General features: G+C 45.7%; 14 protein-coding genes. 5 read left to right on the top strand and 9 right to left on the bottom strand.

Annotated elements, in window-relative coordinates; all coding sequences use genetic code 11:
* Window positions 1-281: 281 nt before the first annotated feature.
* From yacG to nadC, 8 genes are all read right to left on the bottom strand, one after another.
* Window positions 282-479, bottom strand: coding sequence for a DNA gyrase inhibitor YacG (yacG, locus tag AC6R05_RS16410; protein ID WP_500648025.1), 198 nt, complete (start codon window positions 477-479; stop codon window positions 282-284).
* Window positions 480-566: 87 nt separating this feature from the next.
* Complete coding sequence (gene zapD, locus AC6R05_RS16405) at window positions 567-1,307, bottom strand: cell division protein ZapD (RefSeq protein WP_285407767.1); 741 nt, start codon at window positions 1,305-1,307, stop codon at window positions 567-569.
* Between the two features lie 32 nt (window positions 1,308-1,339).
* A complete protein-coding gene (gene coaE, locus AC6R05_RS16400) occupies window positions 1,340-1,948 on the bottom strand; it encodes a dephospho-CoA kinase (RefSeq protein ID WP_331440469.1) in 609 nt (202 codons plus the stop codon).
* A 3-nt stretch (window positions 1,949-1,951) separates the two neighbouring features.
* Complete coding sequence (locus AC6R05_RS16395; RefSeq protein ID WP_285468180.1) at window positions 1,952-2,821, bottom strand: prepilin peptidase; 870 nt, start codon at window positions 2,819-2,821, stop codon at window positions 1,952-1,954.
* A gap of 59 nt (window positions 2,822-2,880) precedes the next feature.
* On the bottom strand, window positions 2,881-4,110 hold the full coding sequence (locus AC6R05_RS16390) for a type II secretion system F family protein (protein ID WP_500648024.1): 1,230 nt from the start codon (window positions 4,108-4,110) through the stop codon (window positions 2,881-2,883).
* A 46-nt stretch (window positions 4,111-4,156) separates the two neighbouring features.
* Complete coding sequence (gene pilB / locus AC6R05_RS16385) at window positions 4,157-5,842, bottom strand: type IV-A pilus assembly ATPase PilB (protein ID WP_500648023.1); 1,686 nt, start codon at window positions 5,840-5,842, stop codon at window positions 4,157-4,159.
* The gene (locus AC6R05_RS16380; RefSeq protein WP_500648022.1) at window positions 5,843-6,262 is read right to left on the bottom strand and encodes a pilin; all 420 of its coding nucleotides are present in this window, start codon (window positions 6,260-6,262) and stop codon (window positions 5,843-5,845) included.
* Between the two features lie 253 nt (window positions 6,263-6,515).
* Complete coding sequence (nadC, locus tag AC6R05_RS16375) at window positions 6,516-7,406, bottom strand: carboxylating nicotinate-nucleotide diphosphorylase (protein WP_032550149.1); 891 nt, start codon at window positions 7,404-7,406, stop codon at window positions 6,516-6,518.
* Window positions 7,407-7,554: 148 nt separating this feature from the next.
* Here nadC and ampD point away from each other — a divergent pair, with 148 nt between their 5' ends.
* The 5 genes from ampD (at window position 7,555) to lpdA (ending at window position 15,618) form a co-directional block, all read left to right on the top strand.
* Window positions 7,555-8,103 (top strand): 1,6-anhydro-N-acetylmuramyl-L-alanine amidase AmpD, encoded by a 549-nt coding sequence (gene ampD / locus AC6R05_RS16370; protein ID WP_500648021.1) that lies wholly within the window; start codon window positions 7,555-7,557, stop codon window positions 8,101-8,103.
* 448 nt (window positions 8,104-8,551) lie between these two features.
* Window positions 8,552-9,319 carry a pyruvate dehydrogenase complex transcriptional repressor PdhR gene (pdhR, locus tag AC6R05_RS16365; RefSeq protein WP_032550147.1) on the top strand — a complete coding sequence of 256 codons (768 nt, stop codon included), beginning with the start codon at window positions 8,552-8,554 and terminating at the stop codon, window positions 9,317-9,319.
* Between the two features lie 56 nt (window positions 9,320-9,375).
* Window positions 9,376-12,039: a pyruvate dehydrogenase (acetyl-transferring), homodimeric type gene (gene aceE / locus AC6R05_RS16360; RefSeq protein WP_032550146.1), complete on the top strand. Its 2,664-nt coding sequence runs from the start codon at window positions 9,376-9,378 to the stop codon at window positions 12,037-12,039.
* Window positions 12,040-12,051: 12 nt separating this feature from the next.
* The gene (aceF, locus tag AC6R05_RS16355) at window positions 12,052-13,947 is read left to right on the top strand and encodes a pyruvate dehydrogenase complex dihydrolipoyllysine-residue acetyltransferase (RefSeq protein WP_032550145.1); all 1,896 of its coding nucleotides are present in this window, start codon (window positions 12,052-12,054) and stop codon (window positions 13,945-13,947) included.
* A gap of 240 nt (window positions 13,948-14,187) precedes the next feature.
* The gene (gene lpdA, locus AC6R05_RS16350; RefSeq protein ID WP_032550144.1) at window positions 14,188-15,618 is read left to right on the top strand and encodes a dihydrolipoyl dehydrogenase; all 1,431 of its coding nucleotides are present in this window, start codon (window positions 14,188-14,190) and stop codon (window positions 15,616-15,618) included.
* Window positions 15,619-16,060: 442 nt separating this feature from the next.
* Here the strand turns inward: lpdA and AC6R05_RS16345 are convergent, their stop codons facing one another.
* Window positions 16,061-16,666: a LuxR/HapR/OpaR family quorum-sensing transcriptional regulator gene (locus tag AC6R05_RS16345; protein WP_032551493.1), complete on the bottom strand. Its 606-nt coding sequence runs from the start codon at window positions 16,664-16,666 to the stop codon at window positions 16,061-16,063.
* Window positions 16,667-16,700 lie beyond the last annotated feature (34 nt).

Below are 16,700 nucleotides of genomic sequence, written 5' to 3'. Positions count from 1 at the left end.
CCGCGGGCAACAGTGGCCGTCATCCTGACAGCAACATCAGAAATCTAGTTTTTCAATGACGATTGGAGAACAAGCTTGCGTATAACTGTCATTCCCCTAGACTGACGAAGGAAGGAGTAGGGAATCTCTTTCAGCAAGCACTAATTCACCAGTAATAAAAAAGGATTGACGCAAAACGCCAACCCTTAACAATTCTTCTCGAATCTCGAATCTCGAATCTCGAATCTCGAATCTCGAATCTCGAATCTCGAATCTCGAATCTCGAATCTCGAATCTCGAACTTAGTACTGATCTTCCGACCAACCATCACTATCCGACATATCCGGAGCACCCGCGATACTGTTCTCTTCGTCGGCCCACTCACCGAAATCAATCATCTGACACTGTTTGCTACAGAAAGGGCGATGTGGACTCTGCTCACCCCACTCAACATTAGTCTGACATTGTGGGCATTTAACGATGGTGATTTTCTTAGACATAATGGTTCTTAGTTGGGTGTGGTTCTAGAATTGTAGGCCTGAGCATGGCTCAAGCCAACTTTAATAAGGTATTTAGCGACAAATAAGCTAGCTGCAGACAGCGAGCTCAAATTCGATATCTTGAGTGCACGCCTGACCACTTTCAAAACACATAAACTTCACGGCAAAGCGGTTTTTGTGTCCTGAAATCATTGGGTAAGCGCCATACTGCATTGGAATTGAGAGTCGTAAGATATTGGCCTCTTCAGCATCGCTCTGGAAGAAGCCTGCACGAGCGATTTGTGGTTGGAAGCGACCCGTTTCACGAGTTAGCTTTAACCATAGGGTTAGCGCGTCATACAGAGGCTGTAAGCTATCCATCCAAGCTTTAGCATCGTTCATTCTCTTATCGAGAGGCAGATGTAGCCAGTAGTGCAGAGCCGGTAAGTCAAAGCAGCATGAACCACCCGGAAGGTTGAAACGCTGACGAATGGCACTCAAGAAGCGATCTTCTTTAAGAGATTGGCCAAAGCGTTCAGCTAGCATTAGTTCACGGTAGATGCTGCCGATGTCTTCTAGCAGTGAAGTGAGCATCTCTTGATCGACGCCTTCGACATTGAGCCAGCTCTTGTACGTTACACGCTGCTTCTCAATGTCTTTTGCCAGTTCACTCTTTAGCTGAATTTGCTCAAAGATTTCGATCAGATCGAAGATTGAACGAAAGAATAGTTGGTACTGCTGAGCATCTGAAAATGTTGAAGACAGGTGCAGTTGCCTCAAGAGGGATTCCACTCTTAAGTAGATACGTGTTTTCTCATTTAGAGGATGTTCAAATTTATGAGTGATCATCAAGCAAACCTTCATTCAACATAAGACTATTTTTACCGATCTTGTGTGCTTATTGCTAGATACTTTTGATGTAATTCTGTGATTTGAGGCAAAAGATCTTGGTTTTTAGTATGGTTTTTAATCACGTCGTCCGCAACCGCTAAACGCTGCTCTCGTGAAGCTTGTGATTTGAGGATCGCTTTGACCTGTTCTTCAGAGACATTGTCTCGGTTCATAGTGCGTTCAATCTGAACTTCTGTAGGAACATCAACAATTAAAACGCGATCTGCCATACCTTGCATCTGGTTTTCAATCAGTAAAGGTGCAACGAGTAAACCATAGGGAGAGCGAATGTTTGTCAGCCCTTCTTCAATCTTATTGCGGATCATTGGGTGAAGCAGTGCATTCAACCAAGTTTTGTCTTCTGGATTAGTAAAGATCTGTTCACGAAGCTTAGCTCGGTTGAGGGTACCGTCTTCTAGAAGGATCGCTTCGCCAAAATGTTCAGCAATCTGGCGTAGTCCGTCACTGCCGACTGCTACGACTTCACGAGCCACGATATCGGCATCGACAATATCGATGTTGAAGTGCTCTTGAAATAGGTCTGCAACGGTGGTTTTTCCGCTAGCAATGCCGCCAGTGAGGCCAATAATGGTCGCCATAAATTAAATTCCTAAAACCGAAGTAAAATACCAAGCCATAATGTTCTCGCCCCAAATCAAACTTATCCAACCGGCAATAGCGAGGTAAGGACCAAAAGGGAAGGCTTTGTCGATGCCTTGCTGTTTCAATCGCAGCTGAATTAAACCAAACACAAGACCGACAAGTGAAGAGAGCAATATGATCATCGGTAGGTGTTGCCAACCAAGCCAAGCCCCTAATGCAGCGAGGAGTTTGAAATCGCCATAGCCCATGCCTTCTTTGCCTGTCAGGAGTTTAAATAGCCAGTAGACTGACCATAGAGCCAGATAGCCAGCCATTGCTCCTATTACAGAATCTTGGAGGGAAATAGGACTAATGCCAAACAACGCAAGTGCAATACCTGACCAGACCAATGGTAGAGTGATTTGATCGGGCAGTAGCATGGTGTCAAGGTCGATGAAGGTCGCCGCAATCAAAGCAAAGGTAAAAAAGATCAGTGCGATTGCGTAGTAACTAAAGCCAAAGTGAACTGCAACAAAGCCACACATCACCGCAGTGAGCAATTCAACGAAAGGGTAGCGTGGGCTGATTGGGTTCGAACACTTTCGACATTTGCCTTTCAAAAATAACCAGCTGAGTACCGGAATATTATCGATGGCTCGGATCTGCGTTTCACACTTTGGGCATGTCGAACGAGGCACGCTGAGGTTATACGTCCCCTTTGGCATCGGAATCTTATAATCAGGAAAGCTCTCAGAGCACTCTTGTTGCCACTCTCGCTCCATCATAATTGGTAAACGATGGATAACGACGTTGAGAAAACTACCGATGAGTAGGCTGAAGATAAAAGCTAATACGGGGAATAGCCAAGGATAGTAGTGAAATACTTCCATAGAGTCCTGTCCACTGGGGTCTAACTGGCGAGAGCCATGAGTGTGTCATTGATTATTGCCTATCCTAACACACTCATTAGATTAAAGATCGGTAAGTACATCGCAACTACTAAGCCACCCACTACTGAACCCAGAAAAACGATGATGACCGGCTCTAAGATTTTGCCTAAGTTATCGACGGTATCGTCTACTTCAAATTCATAGATGGTTGCAACCTTGGTGAGCATCTCGTCTAGGTTGCCAGATTCCTCGCCGATCATCACCATCTGCAATACCATTTCCGGAAAGGCTTGGCTGTTACGCATCGCAATATACATCGGCATCCCTGCAGCTGTCTCTTTGTGAACCTCTGTAATGGCGGATTCAAAATGTACGTTGCCTGTGGTTTTGGCGGTCGTTCTAAGGCTCGTTAGGATCGGAATGCCAGAGCTAAAACTGGTTGATAGCGTACGACTGAATTTGGCGATGGAAGCTTTGGCGATGACCCCTCCTATGATAGGAAGCTGGAGTCCTAATCTGCTAAGGGCCAGCCTTATGGAGTAGGAGCGCTTACGAGCTTGAATGATAAAGAGATTAGCACCTGCAAAGCCAAGCAAAGTATAGAAGCTGTAAGCTTGCATCCAGTGCGACAGCGCCATCACCTTTGCGGTGAACCAAGGGAGATCGGCGCCAAAGCCTGAGAACATAGATTCAAACTCAGGGATCACCATTGTCAGCATTAGAAATGAGACCGTTAAAGCGGTGACAACCACCATCACCGGGTAGATGAGCGCTTTTATGACTTTTGATTTTAAGCGTTCACTTTTCTCTCGATAGTTAGCCAGCCTTTCAAAGACCTCGGCGAGATTTCCAGACAGCTCTCCGGTTGCCACGAGGTCGGTATACAAGTCATCAAAATGACGGCTTGCAGTTCTCATCGCTTTTGATAAAGGTGTCCCCGCTTCAACGCCTTTGCAGATCTGCGACAAGATCGATTTCATCTCTGCTTTTCTATGATTATCTGACACCAACTTGATGGCTTGGATGATAGGGACACCAGTTCCTAGCATGGTTGCCAGTTGGCGTGTGAGCAGAGTGATGTCTTTTGCTTTGACCCTATGGGTTATGCGAGTCAGCGCCGAGATGCTTTTTTTCTTTATCTTCTTAATCTGGATGTGCTGTTCGCGCAGCTTGTCTCTGACTTCAAGTTCCGTGAGAGCCAAGGTTTGCCCTGATACTTTTTTCCCTGAGCTGTTAACGCCTCTCCAGTGATAATTCTTGAGTTGTGATTGTTTGGGTTTGATTGCCATAAAATTCACACCGATGTAGCTAGAGAGTTAGATAGAAATAAAACGTCTAGAGATAGAGGACGCGTTGCAGTTCTTGGTAGCTAGTGACCCCGGACAACAATTTCTCTAAGCCCGAATCTCGGAGTGTTTGCATGCCTTCTTGTTTGGCTAGGGCTTCTACCTCAATCGCATTTGGGCGAGATATGAGGCTTGCTTTCAGCGTGTCAGTGAACGGCATCACTTCATAGATACCCACACGACCGGAATACCCTTGATTGCATTCGTTACAGCCGTTCGGGTTTGCTTTAAAGAACTTATGGTTAAAATCAATGCTGTGATAGTGATAAATAGTTTGGTCATCATCTTCAATTTTGCAATGTGGGCACAGTCGTCGGGCTAGTCGTTGAGCAATGATGAGGCTCAATGATGAAGCCAAGTTAAAAGGCTCAATCCCCATGTGAGCAAGGCGTGTAACCGTCTCTGCTGCTGAATTGGTGTGTAGCGTTGAGAGGACTAAGTGACCAGTTTGGGAAGCCTTAATCGCAATCTCGGCTGTTTCAATATCGCGTATTTCACCAACCATCACGATATCCGGATCTTGGCGCAGAAAAGATCGCAGCGCCTCAGCAAATCCAAAGCCTATCTTGGGCTGTACTTGCACTTGATTGATACCACAAAGGTTAATCTCAACGGGATCTTCAGCGGTAGAGATGTTTCTTTCTGAGGTATTGAGGATTCGAAGTCCAGTATAAAGCGATACCGTTTTGCCACTACCGGTAGGCCCAGTCATAAGAATCATGCCTTGTGGGCGTTTTAGAGCATTGAGATAGAGTGCCTTTTGTTGCTCACTGTAGCCAAGGATGTCGATATCAAGATTGGCAGCGCTGCTATCGAGTAGACGAAGTACAATTTTTTCACCCCAAAGTGTTGGCAGAGTAGAGACGCGCATATCGATAGCGATCTCTTGATTGAGCCTTAGCTTAATCCGACCATCTTGAGGTAAACGTCGCTCCGCGATATCAAGCTTGGCTAGGATCTTCAGGCGAGCAGACAGTCGTCGACTTAGGTGCGCTGCCGGTTGTTGGGTTTCGATTAAGATGCCATCGCAGCGTAGGCGGACTCGGTAGTACTCTTCATAGGGTTCGAAATGGATATCAGATGCCCCTTTACGCACCGCATCGACTAGGATTTGATTGATAAAGCGACTGACGGGCGAGTCATCTTGGCTAAGGTCTTCGACAGTGCTGACTTCATCGTCAGAAATTTCCACTAAGTGAGCGAGTTCATCTTGGGTTATCTCTTTACGATTGCTATCACCATTGGTAATTACTTTGCCGTAAAGCCGCCGAATGGCACCTTCAAGTGTGCGATAGTTTGCAACCACCAGTTCAATCTGAAGTCCCGTGGCAAAACGAAAGTCATCTTCAGCTTGTAGGTCAGTTGGGTCGGCAGAGGCTAAGGTCAGCGTCGATGCTGATTTGGCGATCGGTATGACGTGGTGTTGAGTGATGAGTTCGCGCAGCCCGAGCTGTTCGCACAACAGTTCGTAATCGTAATCAGCTAGCGAAATTAAAGGTAAACCAAAGATATGTGCTGTGTGTTCGGCAAGGTTATCGGCCTTGAACAAGCCATGCGCGATTAAAGCTTCTGGCGTTGAGCCACCAGAAGCTTGCAAGTGTTCCACTACGGCTTGTTCTTGAGTCAGGTTAAGGTGGTTAGCCTGACGAAGAACGGTGGGGAGGTTGGTTAACACTTATGAGCAGCCATCTAGGTCAGGGATGTTAGTTGATTTGGTGCAACTCCATCCGGTGTCTGAGTCTCGAGATAGAATAAGAGTTTCAGTATTTAATGACCCGCCATTGAATTGGAATTGAAGCTCAGGTTCAACTGTAGATGAACCTGCCGTTTTAATGGATATTGTTCCTAAGGTGTTAGAACCAGCAGATACTCCAAGAATTGTTACCGCTCCACTAATAGTCCCTTCTTCTTGGAAAATTAATTCGGCTGGGGTTTGCAGTGCTTTTAAGGTGGCTAGTGCTGACGAAGCTTCACTTTTTGCAACATAGTTTTGATATGCAGGAACAGCTATTGCTGACAAGGCTCCAATAATCGCCACCACAATCATCAATTCAATTAACGTAAAACCTTTCTGCTTTGTTTGTCTTTTTTTCATTGTTCTAATCCATTTATTGTCGGTTACAGTGCAAGCACCAGATGAATTAGAGAATAAGAGTCGATATCTAGGTGTGGAATGGCGTTCAGAGAAGGGCGCGAGTCGCTTTGAATTTATTGGTAACTTGTTTCATATGCTGCATAAGATTATGCGATCAAGTTAGATAAGGTGTCTCAATAGTGAAATGCTAGCAATAAAAAAGGCACCGTAGTAAACGGTGCCTTTGATATTAAATGTGTTTTTAATCAATAGATTATGCTTTGAAACGCATCGAAAGATCCATTGCTTTTAGATGCTTAGTCAGTGCACCTACTGAGATGTAATCAACACCAGTTTCTGCAAACTCTGCGATAGTGTCTAGTGTTACGTTACCTGAGTTTTCTAGAGCGGCACGACCTGCGTTGATTTTAACAGCTTCACGCATCATATCTGTGGTGAAGTTATCCAGCATAATGATGTCCGCACCTGCGCTGATCGCTTGCTCAAGCTCTTCTAGGCTCTCGGTTTCAACTTCAACAGGTTTACCTGGGTTAAGCTCTTTTGCTGTAGAGATTGCTTTCTCGATACCACCACAAGCGATGATGTGGTTCTCTTTAATTAGGTAGGCATCGAACACGCCGATACGATGGTTGAAACCGCCGCCACATGCCACTGCGTATTTTAGTGCACTACGCAGACCTGGTATTGTTTTGCGAGTATCAAGCAGACGACACTCTGTGTGAGCGATTTTTTCTGCGTAAACTGCCGTTGTTGTCGCACAACCTGATAGTGTCTGGATAAAGTTCATCGCGTTGCGCTCGCCCGTTAGTAGAGCACGAGCTGGGCCAGATAGTGTGCAAAGAGTTTGGTTCGGCTCAACTTTGTCACCATCTTGCACATGCCACTCGATAGTTACTTCACCGCCTAGCTGTTTGAATACTTCGTCAGCCCAAGCTTGACCACAGAAAATACCGTGTTCACGCGTAATGATGGTTGCGCTGTTAACCGCATCCGCTGGAATTAGACTTGCAGTGATATCAGCCGCTGGATCCAGTGTGCCGCCTAGGTCTTCTTTGATTGTTTCTGCAACTGCGCGAGAGATCTCTAGTGGAAGCTGCTCTTTTAAGTAGTCAAGGCGTTGGTGGCTGTTATGTGTGTTTTTCATCGCAAATCTAATCTTGAAAGGGAGTGGGGTAGGAATGATACTCTTGCTTCACTGCAAATTAAAGGGTTGAGCCCGCCTTGAGTTAGGTCGAGCTCACACTGATAGCCATTATATATTGAGCAATAAAAGAGTAAGGAGCATGGCGTTTATGATGATCAGCGAAACTGGGTGGTATAGCGCCGCGAAACATCTACCTTCTCCCTTCTATGACGCCCGCCCTCAACAAGACGATGTCTCTTTGCTGGTGGTGCATAATATCAGTCTGCCGCCTGGTCAGTTTGGTGGACCTTATATCGAGCAGTTCTTTACGGGTAAGCTCAATCCAGAGGAGCATCCGTTCTTTAAGGTGATTCACAAAATGGGCGTATCTGCGCACTGCTTAATTCGTAGGAACGGAGAGATTGTCCAGTTTGTCTCTTTCCTTGACCGTGCTTGGCATGCGGGTCAGTCGAGCTTTGCTGGCCGAGAGCGTTGCAATGATTATTCGATTGGGATTGAACTTGAGGGGACGGACTTTGTTGCCTACAGCGAATCTCAATATCGTGCACTGGCTGAGCTAACCGATGCGATTACCCAGCGTTTTCCGCAAATCACGGCGGAGCGTATTACAGGGCATCAATACATTGCCCCATTAAGAAAAACCGATCCGGGGCTCTCTTTTGATTGGGTGAAGTACCGTCGACGCTTAACTCTGTAGTGATTCTGATAATCATATATTGGCATATTGATTTTTACGCCAATGTTAAAGGCTTGTAATCGTTCTGGATGCAAGCCTTTTTTATTCCCTCAAGAGTGTGATGAATCTTTCAAAAGGCCAGATGTGACCAATTGTTAATAGGATTTATTCCCAATCTGTGCGCTTGGTTTGAATTTTAATCAAGGCAGCCTAATCAATCTGAAATATTTCATTTTTATCCTGAAACTTTCTAGCACGAACACTCCCCAAAAGTATTAACGCTGTAAATGGTAAGACCAATTTGGTTGCTGTTTTAAATTTCATTTGTTAAATCATGGTTAATTCACACTGTGTTCTATGATTCAGGTCAATTTTCAGCTGGACAGTGGCGTTTTAATTATGTTAATTTCTGCACCAATTAAAATTGGTATTACCAATTACCAGCAAATAAAAAGAAGAACAGCAAACTATGGCTTATCAAAGGATTCGTCAGCCAAAACTCTCTGATGTTATTGAAAAAGAGTTGGAAAGGTTGATTGTGGAAGGAACACTGGCGCCCGGGCAGCAACTGCCGCCAGAGCGTGAACTGGCTAAACAGTTCGATGTGTCTCGTCCTTCGATCCGAGAAGCGATACAACGTTTAGAAGCCAAGCGCTTACTAACTCGCCGTCAAGGTGGGGGAACGTTCGTCAGTGAAAATATCTGGAAAAGCTTTTCAGATCCGCTCCTGAATTTGTTGTCCACTCACTCCGAAACCCAACTAGACTTGTTGGAATCGCGTCATGCGATGGAGGGAATTTCTGCTTACTTTGCTGCGCTGCGTGGTACCGAAGAAGACTTTGCTCGAATTCAAGCATGCCAAGATAACATTCGAGGCGCGCAAGAAAAGGCCGATATTGAAGCTGAATCGGCAGCTGTGATGGCTTTCCTTATCGCTTTAACGGAAGCGGCTCATAACGTAGTGCTTTTGCATATCGTTCGCAGTTTAGCTCCGTTACTTGAGCAAAATGTCTTAGAAAATCTAAAGCTGTTGCATCGTCGAAAAGACGTTGTGGAAAAAGTGAGTATACATCGAGCTAACATCGTGGATGCGATTGTTTCTGGCCAGCCTGAGAAGGCGCGTGAAATGTCACATTCTCATTTAGCTTATATCGAAGAAACATTGCTGGATTTGACCAGAGAAGAGTCGCGTCGCGAACGTTCACTGCGTCGAATTCAACAGGGTAAAGAGTCGTAATCCTACGGCTTTTTACGTGTTTAGTAGAATCCAACTAACAAAAAGGATAGATCGCCATGTCTGACATGAAGCATGACGTTGATGCTCTGGAAACTCAAGATTGGTTACAAGCTCTTGAGTCAGTAGTACGTGAAGAAGGTGTAGAACGTGCACAGTTCCTACTAGAAACAGTTCTAGAAAAGGCACGTTTAGACGGCGTTGATATGCCAACTGGTATCAACACTAACTACATCAACACCATTCCAGCAGCACAAGAGCCGGCTTACCCTGGTGACGTAACTCTTGAGCGTCGTATTCGTTCGATTATTCGCTGGAACGCAATCATGATCGTATTGCGCGCTTCTAAGAAAGACCTAGACCTAGGTGGTCACATGGCTTCTTACCAATCAGCGGCTGCTTTCTACGAAGTATGTTTCAACCACTTCTTCCGTGCTCCAAACGAGACGGACGGTGGCGATCTAGTTTACTACCAAGGTCACATCTCTCCAGGTATCTACTCTCGTGCGTTCCTAGAAGGTCGTCTAACTGAAGAGCAGCTAGATAACTTCCGTCAAGAAGTAGATGGTAAAGGTATCCCTTCATACCCGCACCCTAAACTAATGCCTGAGTTCTGGCAGTTCCCAACAGTATCTATGGGTCTTGGTCCAATCTCTGCGATCTACCAAGCTCGTTTCCTTAAGTACCTAGAAGGCCGTGGTCTTAAAGATACTTCTGCTCAACGTGTATACGCTTTCCTAGGCGACGGTGAGATGGATGAGCCGGAATCTCGTGGTTCTCTATCTTTCGCAGCACGTGAAAAACTAGACAACCTAACATTCCTCATCAACTGTAACCTACAGCGTCTAGATGGCCCTGTAATGGGTAACGGTAGCATCATCCAAGAACTAGAAGGCCTATTCAAAGGTGCTGGTTGGAACGTTGTTAAAGTTATCTGGGGTAGCAACTGGGATTCACTACTTGCTAAAGATACGTCTGGTAAACTACTACAGCTAATGAACGAAACTGTAGATGGCGACTACCAAACATTCAAATCTAAAGATGGCGCGTACGTACGTGAGCACTTCTTTGGTAAGTACCCAGAGACAGCTGCACTAGTTGCAGACATGACTGACGACGAAATCTTCGCTCTTAAGCGTGGTGGTCACGAGTCTTCTAAGCTATACGCAGCTTACAAAAACGCGGCAGAAACTAAAGGTCGTCCAACAGTAATCCTAGCTAAGACTGTTAAAGGTTACGGCATGGGTGAAGCGGCTGAAGGTAAGAACATCGCGCACCAAGTTAAGAAGATGGACATGACTCACGTTCTACACCTACGTGATCGTCTAGGTCTTCAAGACATCCTAACTGACGAAGCAGTGAAAGAGCTTCCGTACCTGAAACTTGAAGAAGGTTCAGCGGAGTACGAATACCTACACGCTCGTCGTAAAGAACTAAAAGGTTACACGCCACAGCGTCTACCTAAGTTCACTCAAGAACTACAAATCCCAGAACTAGAAGAGTTTGCACCGCTACTAAGCGAACAGAAGCGTGAAATCTCTACTACGATGGCATACGTACGTACACTAAACATCCTTCTGAAGAATAAAGGCATCGGTAAAAACGTTGTTCCTATTATCTGTGACGAAGCGCGTACGTTCGGTATGGAAGGTCTGTTCCGTCAAATCGGTATCTACAACCCGCACGGTCAGAACTACACTCCTCAAGATCGCGACATCGTTTCTTACTACAAAGAAGCGACTTCAGGTCAGGTACTACAAGAAGGTATCAACGAACTAGGTTCAATGGCATCTTGGGTTGCTGCTGCTACTTCTTACAGCACAAACGATCTTCCAATGATCCCGTTCTACATCTACTACTCTATGTTCGGTTTCCAACGTGTTGGCGACATGGCATGGATGGCTGGTGACCAACAAGCTCGTGGTTTCCTACTAGGTGCTACTGCTGGTCGTACTACGCTTAACGGTGAAGGTCTACAGCACGAAGATGGTCACTCGCACGTACTAGCGAACACTATCCCTAACTGTATCTCTTACGACCCAACATTCGCTTACGAAGTTGCAGTTATCATGCAAGACGGTATCCGTCGCATGTACGGTACTGAGCAAGAGAACGTGTTCTACTACCTAACAGTAATGAACGAAAACTACGCAATGCCAGCAATGCCAGAAGGCGCTGAAGAAGGCATCCGTAAGGGTATCTACAAGCTTGAGTCTTACGCTGGTGACAAGTCTAAAGTTCAACTAATGAGCTCTGGTACTATCATGAACGAAGTACGCAAAGCTGCGACTATCCTAAGCGAAGAGTACGGCATTGCGTCTGACGTGTTCTCTGTAACATCGTTCAACGAGCTAACTCGTGACGGTCAAGATGCAGAGCGTTACAACATGCTTCACCCAGAAGGCGAAGCGAAAGTACCTTACATCGCTCAAGTTCTTGGTAACGAACCAGCAATCGCTGCGACTGACTACATGAAGAACTACGCTGAGCAAGTACGTGCGTTCATGCCAACTGAGTCTTACAAAGTACTTGGTACAGACGGTTACGGCCGTTCTGACAGCCGTGAAAACCTACGTCGTCACTTCGAAGTTAACGCAGGCTACGTAGTAGTTGCTGCCCTAACTGAGCTAGCTAAACGTGGTGATGTTGAGAAGTCTGTTGTTACAGAAGCAATTGCTAAGTTCAACATCGATACAGAAAAAACAAACCCGCAATACGCATAAGGTAGAAAAACAATGGCAATCGAAATTAACGTACCTGACATCGGTGCTGATGAGGTTGAAGTAACTGAGATTCTAGTAAACGTTGGCGACAAGGTTGAAGAAGAACAGTCACTGATCACTGTTGAAGGCGACAAGGCTTCAATGGAAGTTCCTGCGTCTCAAGCGGGTATCGTAAAAGAGATCAAAGTTTCTGAAGGCGATTCAGTAACAACTGGTTCTCTAATCATGATTTTCGAAGCCGAGGGTGCAGCGCAAGCTGCACCTGCTCCTGCGGCAGAAGCAGCTCCAGCAGCGGCTCCAGCTCCAGCAGCAGCGGCAGAACTGAAAGAAGTTCACGTTCCAGATATCGGTGGCGACGAAGTAGAAGTTACTGAAATCATGGTTGCAGTTGGCGATGCAGTAGAAGAAGAGCAATCTCTTCTAACTGTTGAAGGCGACAAAGCATCAATGGAAGTTCCTGCACCATTCGCTGGTACAGTTAAAGAAATCAAGATCGCTTCTGGTGACTCAGTATCAACTGGTTCTCTAGTGATGGTATTTGAAGTGGCCGGCTCTGGTGCACCAGTAGCAGCTGCTCCTGCAGTTGAAGCGGCTCCAGCAGCAGCTCCTGCGGCATCAGCAGAAAAAGAAGTAAACGTTCCTGATATCGGCGGTGACGAAGTAGAAGTTACTGAAGTAATGGTAGCGGTTGGCGACACAGTAGAAGAAGAGCAATCTCTAATCACTGTTGAAGGCGACAAAGCTTCAATGGAAGTTCCAGCTCCATTTGCTGGTACAGTAAAAGAGATCAAGATTGCAGCTGGCGATAAAGTAACGACTGGCTCTCTAATCATGACTTTCGTTGTTGAAGGCGCAGCACCTGCTCCTGCAGCGGCTCCAGCTCAAGCGGCAGCACCTGCTCCAGCAGCAGCGCCTGCTCCAAAAGCTGAAGCTCCAGCGGCGGCACCTGCAGCTAACGACTTCCAAGAAAATAACGATTACGCACACGCGTCTCCTGTTGTTCGTCGTCTTGCTCGTGAATTTGGCGTTAACCTATCTAAGGTTAAAGGTACTGGTCGTAAGAGCCGTATCCTTAAAGAAGACGTTCAGTCTTACGTTAAAGATGCACTTAAGCGTCTTGAGTCTGGTGCTGCGGCATCTGGCAAAGGCGGTGACGGCTCTGCTCTTGGTCTTCTACCTTGGCCAAAAGTTGACTTCAGCAAGTTCGGCGAAACTGAAGTTCAGAAGCTTTCTAAGATCAAGAAGATCTCTGGTGCAAACCTACACCGTAACTGGGTAATGATCCCTCACGTTACACAGTGGGACAACGCAGACATCACTGAGCTAGAAGCATTCCGTAAAGAGCAGAACGCAATCGAAGCTAAGAAAGACACTGGCATGAAGATCACTCCACTTGTGTTCATCATGAAAGCTGTTGCTAAAGCGCTAGAAGCGTTCCCAGCGTTTAACTCTTCTCTTTCTGAAGATGGCGAAAGCATCATTCTTAAGAAGTACGTAAACGTAGGTATCGCAGTAGATACTCCAAACGGTCTAGTTGTTCCTGTATTCAAAGACGTGAACAAGAAAGGCATCTACGAGCTATCTGAAGAGCTAATGGCTGTGTCTAAGAAAGCACGTGCTGGTAAGCTAACTGCAGCTGACATGCAAGGCGGTTGTTTCACAATCTCTAGCCTTGGTGGCATCGGCGGTACTGCATTTACGCCAATCGTAAACGCTCCAGAAGTAGGTATCCTTGGTGTATCTAAGTCTGAAATGAAGCCTGTGTGGAACGGCAAAGAGTTCGAACCACGTCTACAACTTCCACTATCTCTATCATACGACCACCGTGTGATCGATGGTGCTGAAGGTGCACGCTTCATTACTTTCCTAAACAGCGCACTATCTGACATTCGTCGTCTAGTACTGTAATTTAGAAAGTAAATATTAAGGTGGCTTTCGGGTCACCTTAATTCTTTATACAAAGTATTTTTTAGAGAACAGTTCCCGCTTTTCTCATAAAGCGAAAGGGAAGTGTTGTCTAGCTCACAGGCTAACTTAAAGCTACTTTCACACTGTTAACATCTCTGTAAAATGTTGGCTGTTTGAAAGCCCAATAATTTAAGAACATCTTCTCAAGCCTGTTAGGGATAATGACTACAAGAGGTCACAATGAGCAAAGAAATTAAAGCCCAAGTTGTTGTACTTGGTTCAGGTCCTGCTGGTTACTCAGCTGCATTCCGTTGTGCGGATTTAGGTCTAGAAACAGTACTAGTTGAACGTTACAGCACTCTTGGCGGTGTATGTCTAAACGTTGGTTGTATTCCATCAAAAGCACTTCTTCACGTTTCAAAAGTAATTGAAGAAGCTAAAGCGATGGCTGAGCACGGCGTTGTATTCGGTGAGCCACAAACTGACATCAGCAAGATCCGCATCTGGAAAGAGAAAGTTGTAAACCAACTGACTGGCGGTCTTGGCGGTATGGCTAAGATGCGTAACGTGACTGTAGTTAACGGCTACGGTAAGTTCACTGGTCCTAACTCTATCCTTGTAGAAGGTGAAGGCGAGTCAACAACTGTTAACTTCGACAACGCTATCATTGCAGCGGGTTCTCGCCCAATCAAACTGCCATTCATCCCGCATGAAGACCCACGTATTTGGGATTCAACTGACGCGCTAGAGCTGAAAGAAGTACCAGAAAAACTGCTTATCATGGGTGGTGGTATCATCGGTCTAGAAATGGGTACGGTTTACCACTCTCTAGGTTCTAAAGTAGACGTAGTTGAGATGTTCGACCAAGTTATCCCAGCTGCAGATAAAGACATCGTTAAAGTCTTCACTAAGCGCATTAAGAACAAGTTCAAGCTAATGCTTGAAACTAAAGTGACTGCAGTTGAAGCGAAAGAAGACGGTATCTACGTTTCAATGGAAGGCAAAAAAGCACCAGCTGAAGCTGAGCGCTACGATGCTGTTCTTGTTGCTATCGGTCGTGTTCCAAACGGCGCACTTATCGACGCTGAGAAAGCAGGTATCGAAGTTGATGAGCGTGGCTTTATCAACGTTGATAAGCAAATGCGTACAAACGTTCCTCACATCCACGCGATCGGTGACGTTGTTGGCCAACCAATGCTTGCTCACAAAGGTGTGCATGAAGGTCACGTAGCTGCTGAAGTTATCTCTGGTAAGAAGCACTACTTCGACCCTAAAGTAATTCCATCAATTGCGTACACTGAGCCAGAAGTAGCATGGGTCGGTAAGACTGAGAAAGAAGCGAAAGCTGAAGGCATCAACTACGAAGTTGCTACTTTCCCTTGGGCAGCTTCTGGTCGTGCAATCGCATCTGACTGTGCAGACGGTATGACGAAGATGATCTTCGACAAAGACACGCACCGTGTAATCGGTGGTGCTATCGTAGGTACTAACGGTGGTGAGCTTCTTGGTGAAATCGGCCTAGCAATCGAGATGGGTTGTGACGCAGAAGATATCGCTCTAACTATCCACGCTCACCCAACTCTACACGAGTCTGTTGGTCTAGCTGCGGAAGTATTTGAAGGTTCAATCACTGACCTTCCAAACAAGAAAGCAGTGAAAAAGAAGAAGTAATTCTCCTTTAGCCACTCGCTAATGTTTTTAAAAGCCGCTGATTTGTCAGCGGCTTTTTTGTGCGTCAGAGTAAGCGAGTCGTTTGGCCGCAAGAGATCCCCAACTCGCTCGTCCCTCGCTCTTGAGGATGACGGAGTGAGATGTTGGAGTTTGTGCTTTAGTGATTCTTGAGGGTGAAAGAGCTGCAGCTCACTATCCCTTGGATGAGGGAGGGAAGAGGTAATCTCTGGCTTGAACGGTTGATTTATTTCTTCGATGGTGAAGTGTAGGAGTTCTTTATATCCGTCATTCCCTAGACTGACGAAGGAAGGAGTAGGGAATCTCTTTCAACCAATAGCTATCTGTTGGTAACAAAAAAGGTTGGCGCAAACACCAACCCTTTCAATAGTTTTACTCGAATCTCGAATCTCGAATCTCGAATCTCGAATCTCGAATCTCGAATCTACTTATAAATACACAACATATTTAAGTAGCTGTCAGTCAGTGAGTGCAATTCTTCAGTTGAATTTGCACGCTTCGCTTGGATGAACAGCGAGTAGCAGATACCGTGGAATAGGTTCGCCAAGTGTTTCGGTTCATGTTGGTCGCATACTTCACCGCGCTCGATCGCTTTAACGAACATGTTCTGAACCAGCATTTGGTTAGTGCGGTTGGTTGTTACGAACAGTGGCCATACTTCGTCACGAGTCGATGCACTCCATTCGAACCAAACATTAAGCCAGTGACAATCTTGTTCAACAAGCGCTACCATCTCATTGGTGATGTTGGTCAGGTTCTGTTTCGCATGCAGATCAAGATCGATATTGTCTGAAAGGAAGTTCGAGAACTGACGAACAACGTGGTTTAGAACCTCATCGACCAGATCTTCACGTGTTGGGAAGTAGTTAAATACAGTAGCGACAGACACTTGAGCAATGTCAGCGATATCTGCATGTCCGCCTCGGCCAATGCCGCGACGAGAGAATACTTCAAGAGCAATCTCCATCAATTGAAGTTTTCTTTTTAGGGGTGAAAGCCTAGTTCTAGGTCTCTTAGATATTGAGTCCATAATGTTTTCCTTGCCAACGAAATATTATATTAAT

It is taken from the genome of Vibrio sp. R11-SG3-ISO9, assembly GCF_059834255.1.
Note: the sequence above shows the minus strand (reverse complement) of the source record. Positions and strands in the feature narration are given on the sequence as shown.

Excerpts from the sequence above, each read along its gene's own strand:
- AC6R05_RS16390 (WP_500648024.1), bottom strand. The coding sequence starts at position 4,110 with ATGGCAATCAAACCCAAACAATCACAACTCAAGAATTATCACTGGAGA.
- lpdA (WP_032550144.1), top strand. The coding sequence starts at position 14,188 with ATGAGCAAAGAAATTAAAGCCCAAGTTGTTGTACTTGGTTCAGGTCCT.
- AC6R05_RS16395 (WP_285468180.1), bottom strand. The coding sequence starts at position 2,821 with ATGGAAGTATTTCACTACTATCCTTGGCTATTCCCCGTATTAGCTTTT.
- aceF (WP_032550145.1), top strand. The coding sequence starts at position 12,052 with ATGGCAATCGAAATTAACGTACCTGACATCGGTGCTGATGAGGTTGAA.
- AC6R05_RS16345 (WP_032551493.1), bottom strand. The coding sequence starts at position 16,666 with ATGGACTCAATATCTAAGAGACCTAGAACTAGGCTTTCACCCCTAAAA.
- ampD (WP_500648021.1), top strand. The coding sequence starts at position 7,555 with ATGATGATCAGCGAAACTGGGTGGTATAGCGCCGCGAAACATCTACCT.
- AC6R05_RS16380 (WP_500648022.1), bottom strand. The coding sequence starts at position 6,262 with ATGAAAAAAAGACAAACAAAGCAGAAAGGTTTTACGTTAATTGAATTG.
- coaE (WP_331440469.1), bottom strand. The coding sequence starts at position 1,948 with ATGGCGACCATTATTGGCCTCACTGGCGGCATTGCTAGCGGAAAAACC.
- pdhR (WP_032550147.1), top strand. The coding sequence starts at position 8,552 with ATGGCTTATCAAAGGATTCGTCAGCCAAAACTCTCTGATGTTATTGAA.
- yacG (WP_500648025.1), bottom strand. The coding sequence starts at position 479 with ATGTCTAAGAAAATCACCATCGTTAAATGCCCACAATGTCAGACTAAT.
- zapD (WP_285407767.1), bottom strand. The coding sequence starts at position 1,307 with ATGATCACTCATAAATTTGAACATCCTCTAAATGAGAAAACACGTATC.
- nadC (WP_032550149.1), bottom strand. The coding sequence starts at position 7,406 with ATGAAAAACACACATAACAGCCACCAACGCCTTGACTACTTAAAAGAG.
- aceE (WP_032550146.1), top strand. The coding sequence starts at position 9,376 with ATGTCTGACATGAAGCATGACGTTGATGCTCTGGAAACTCAAGATTGG.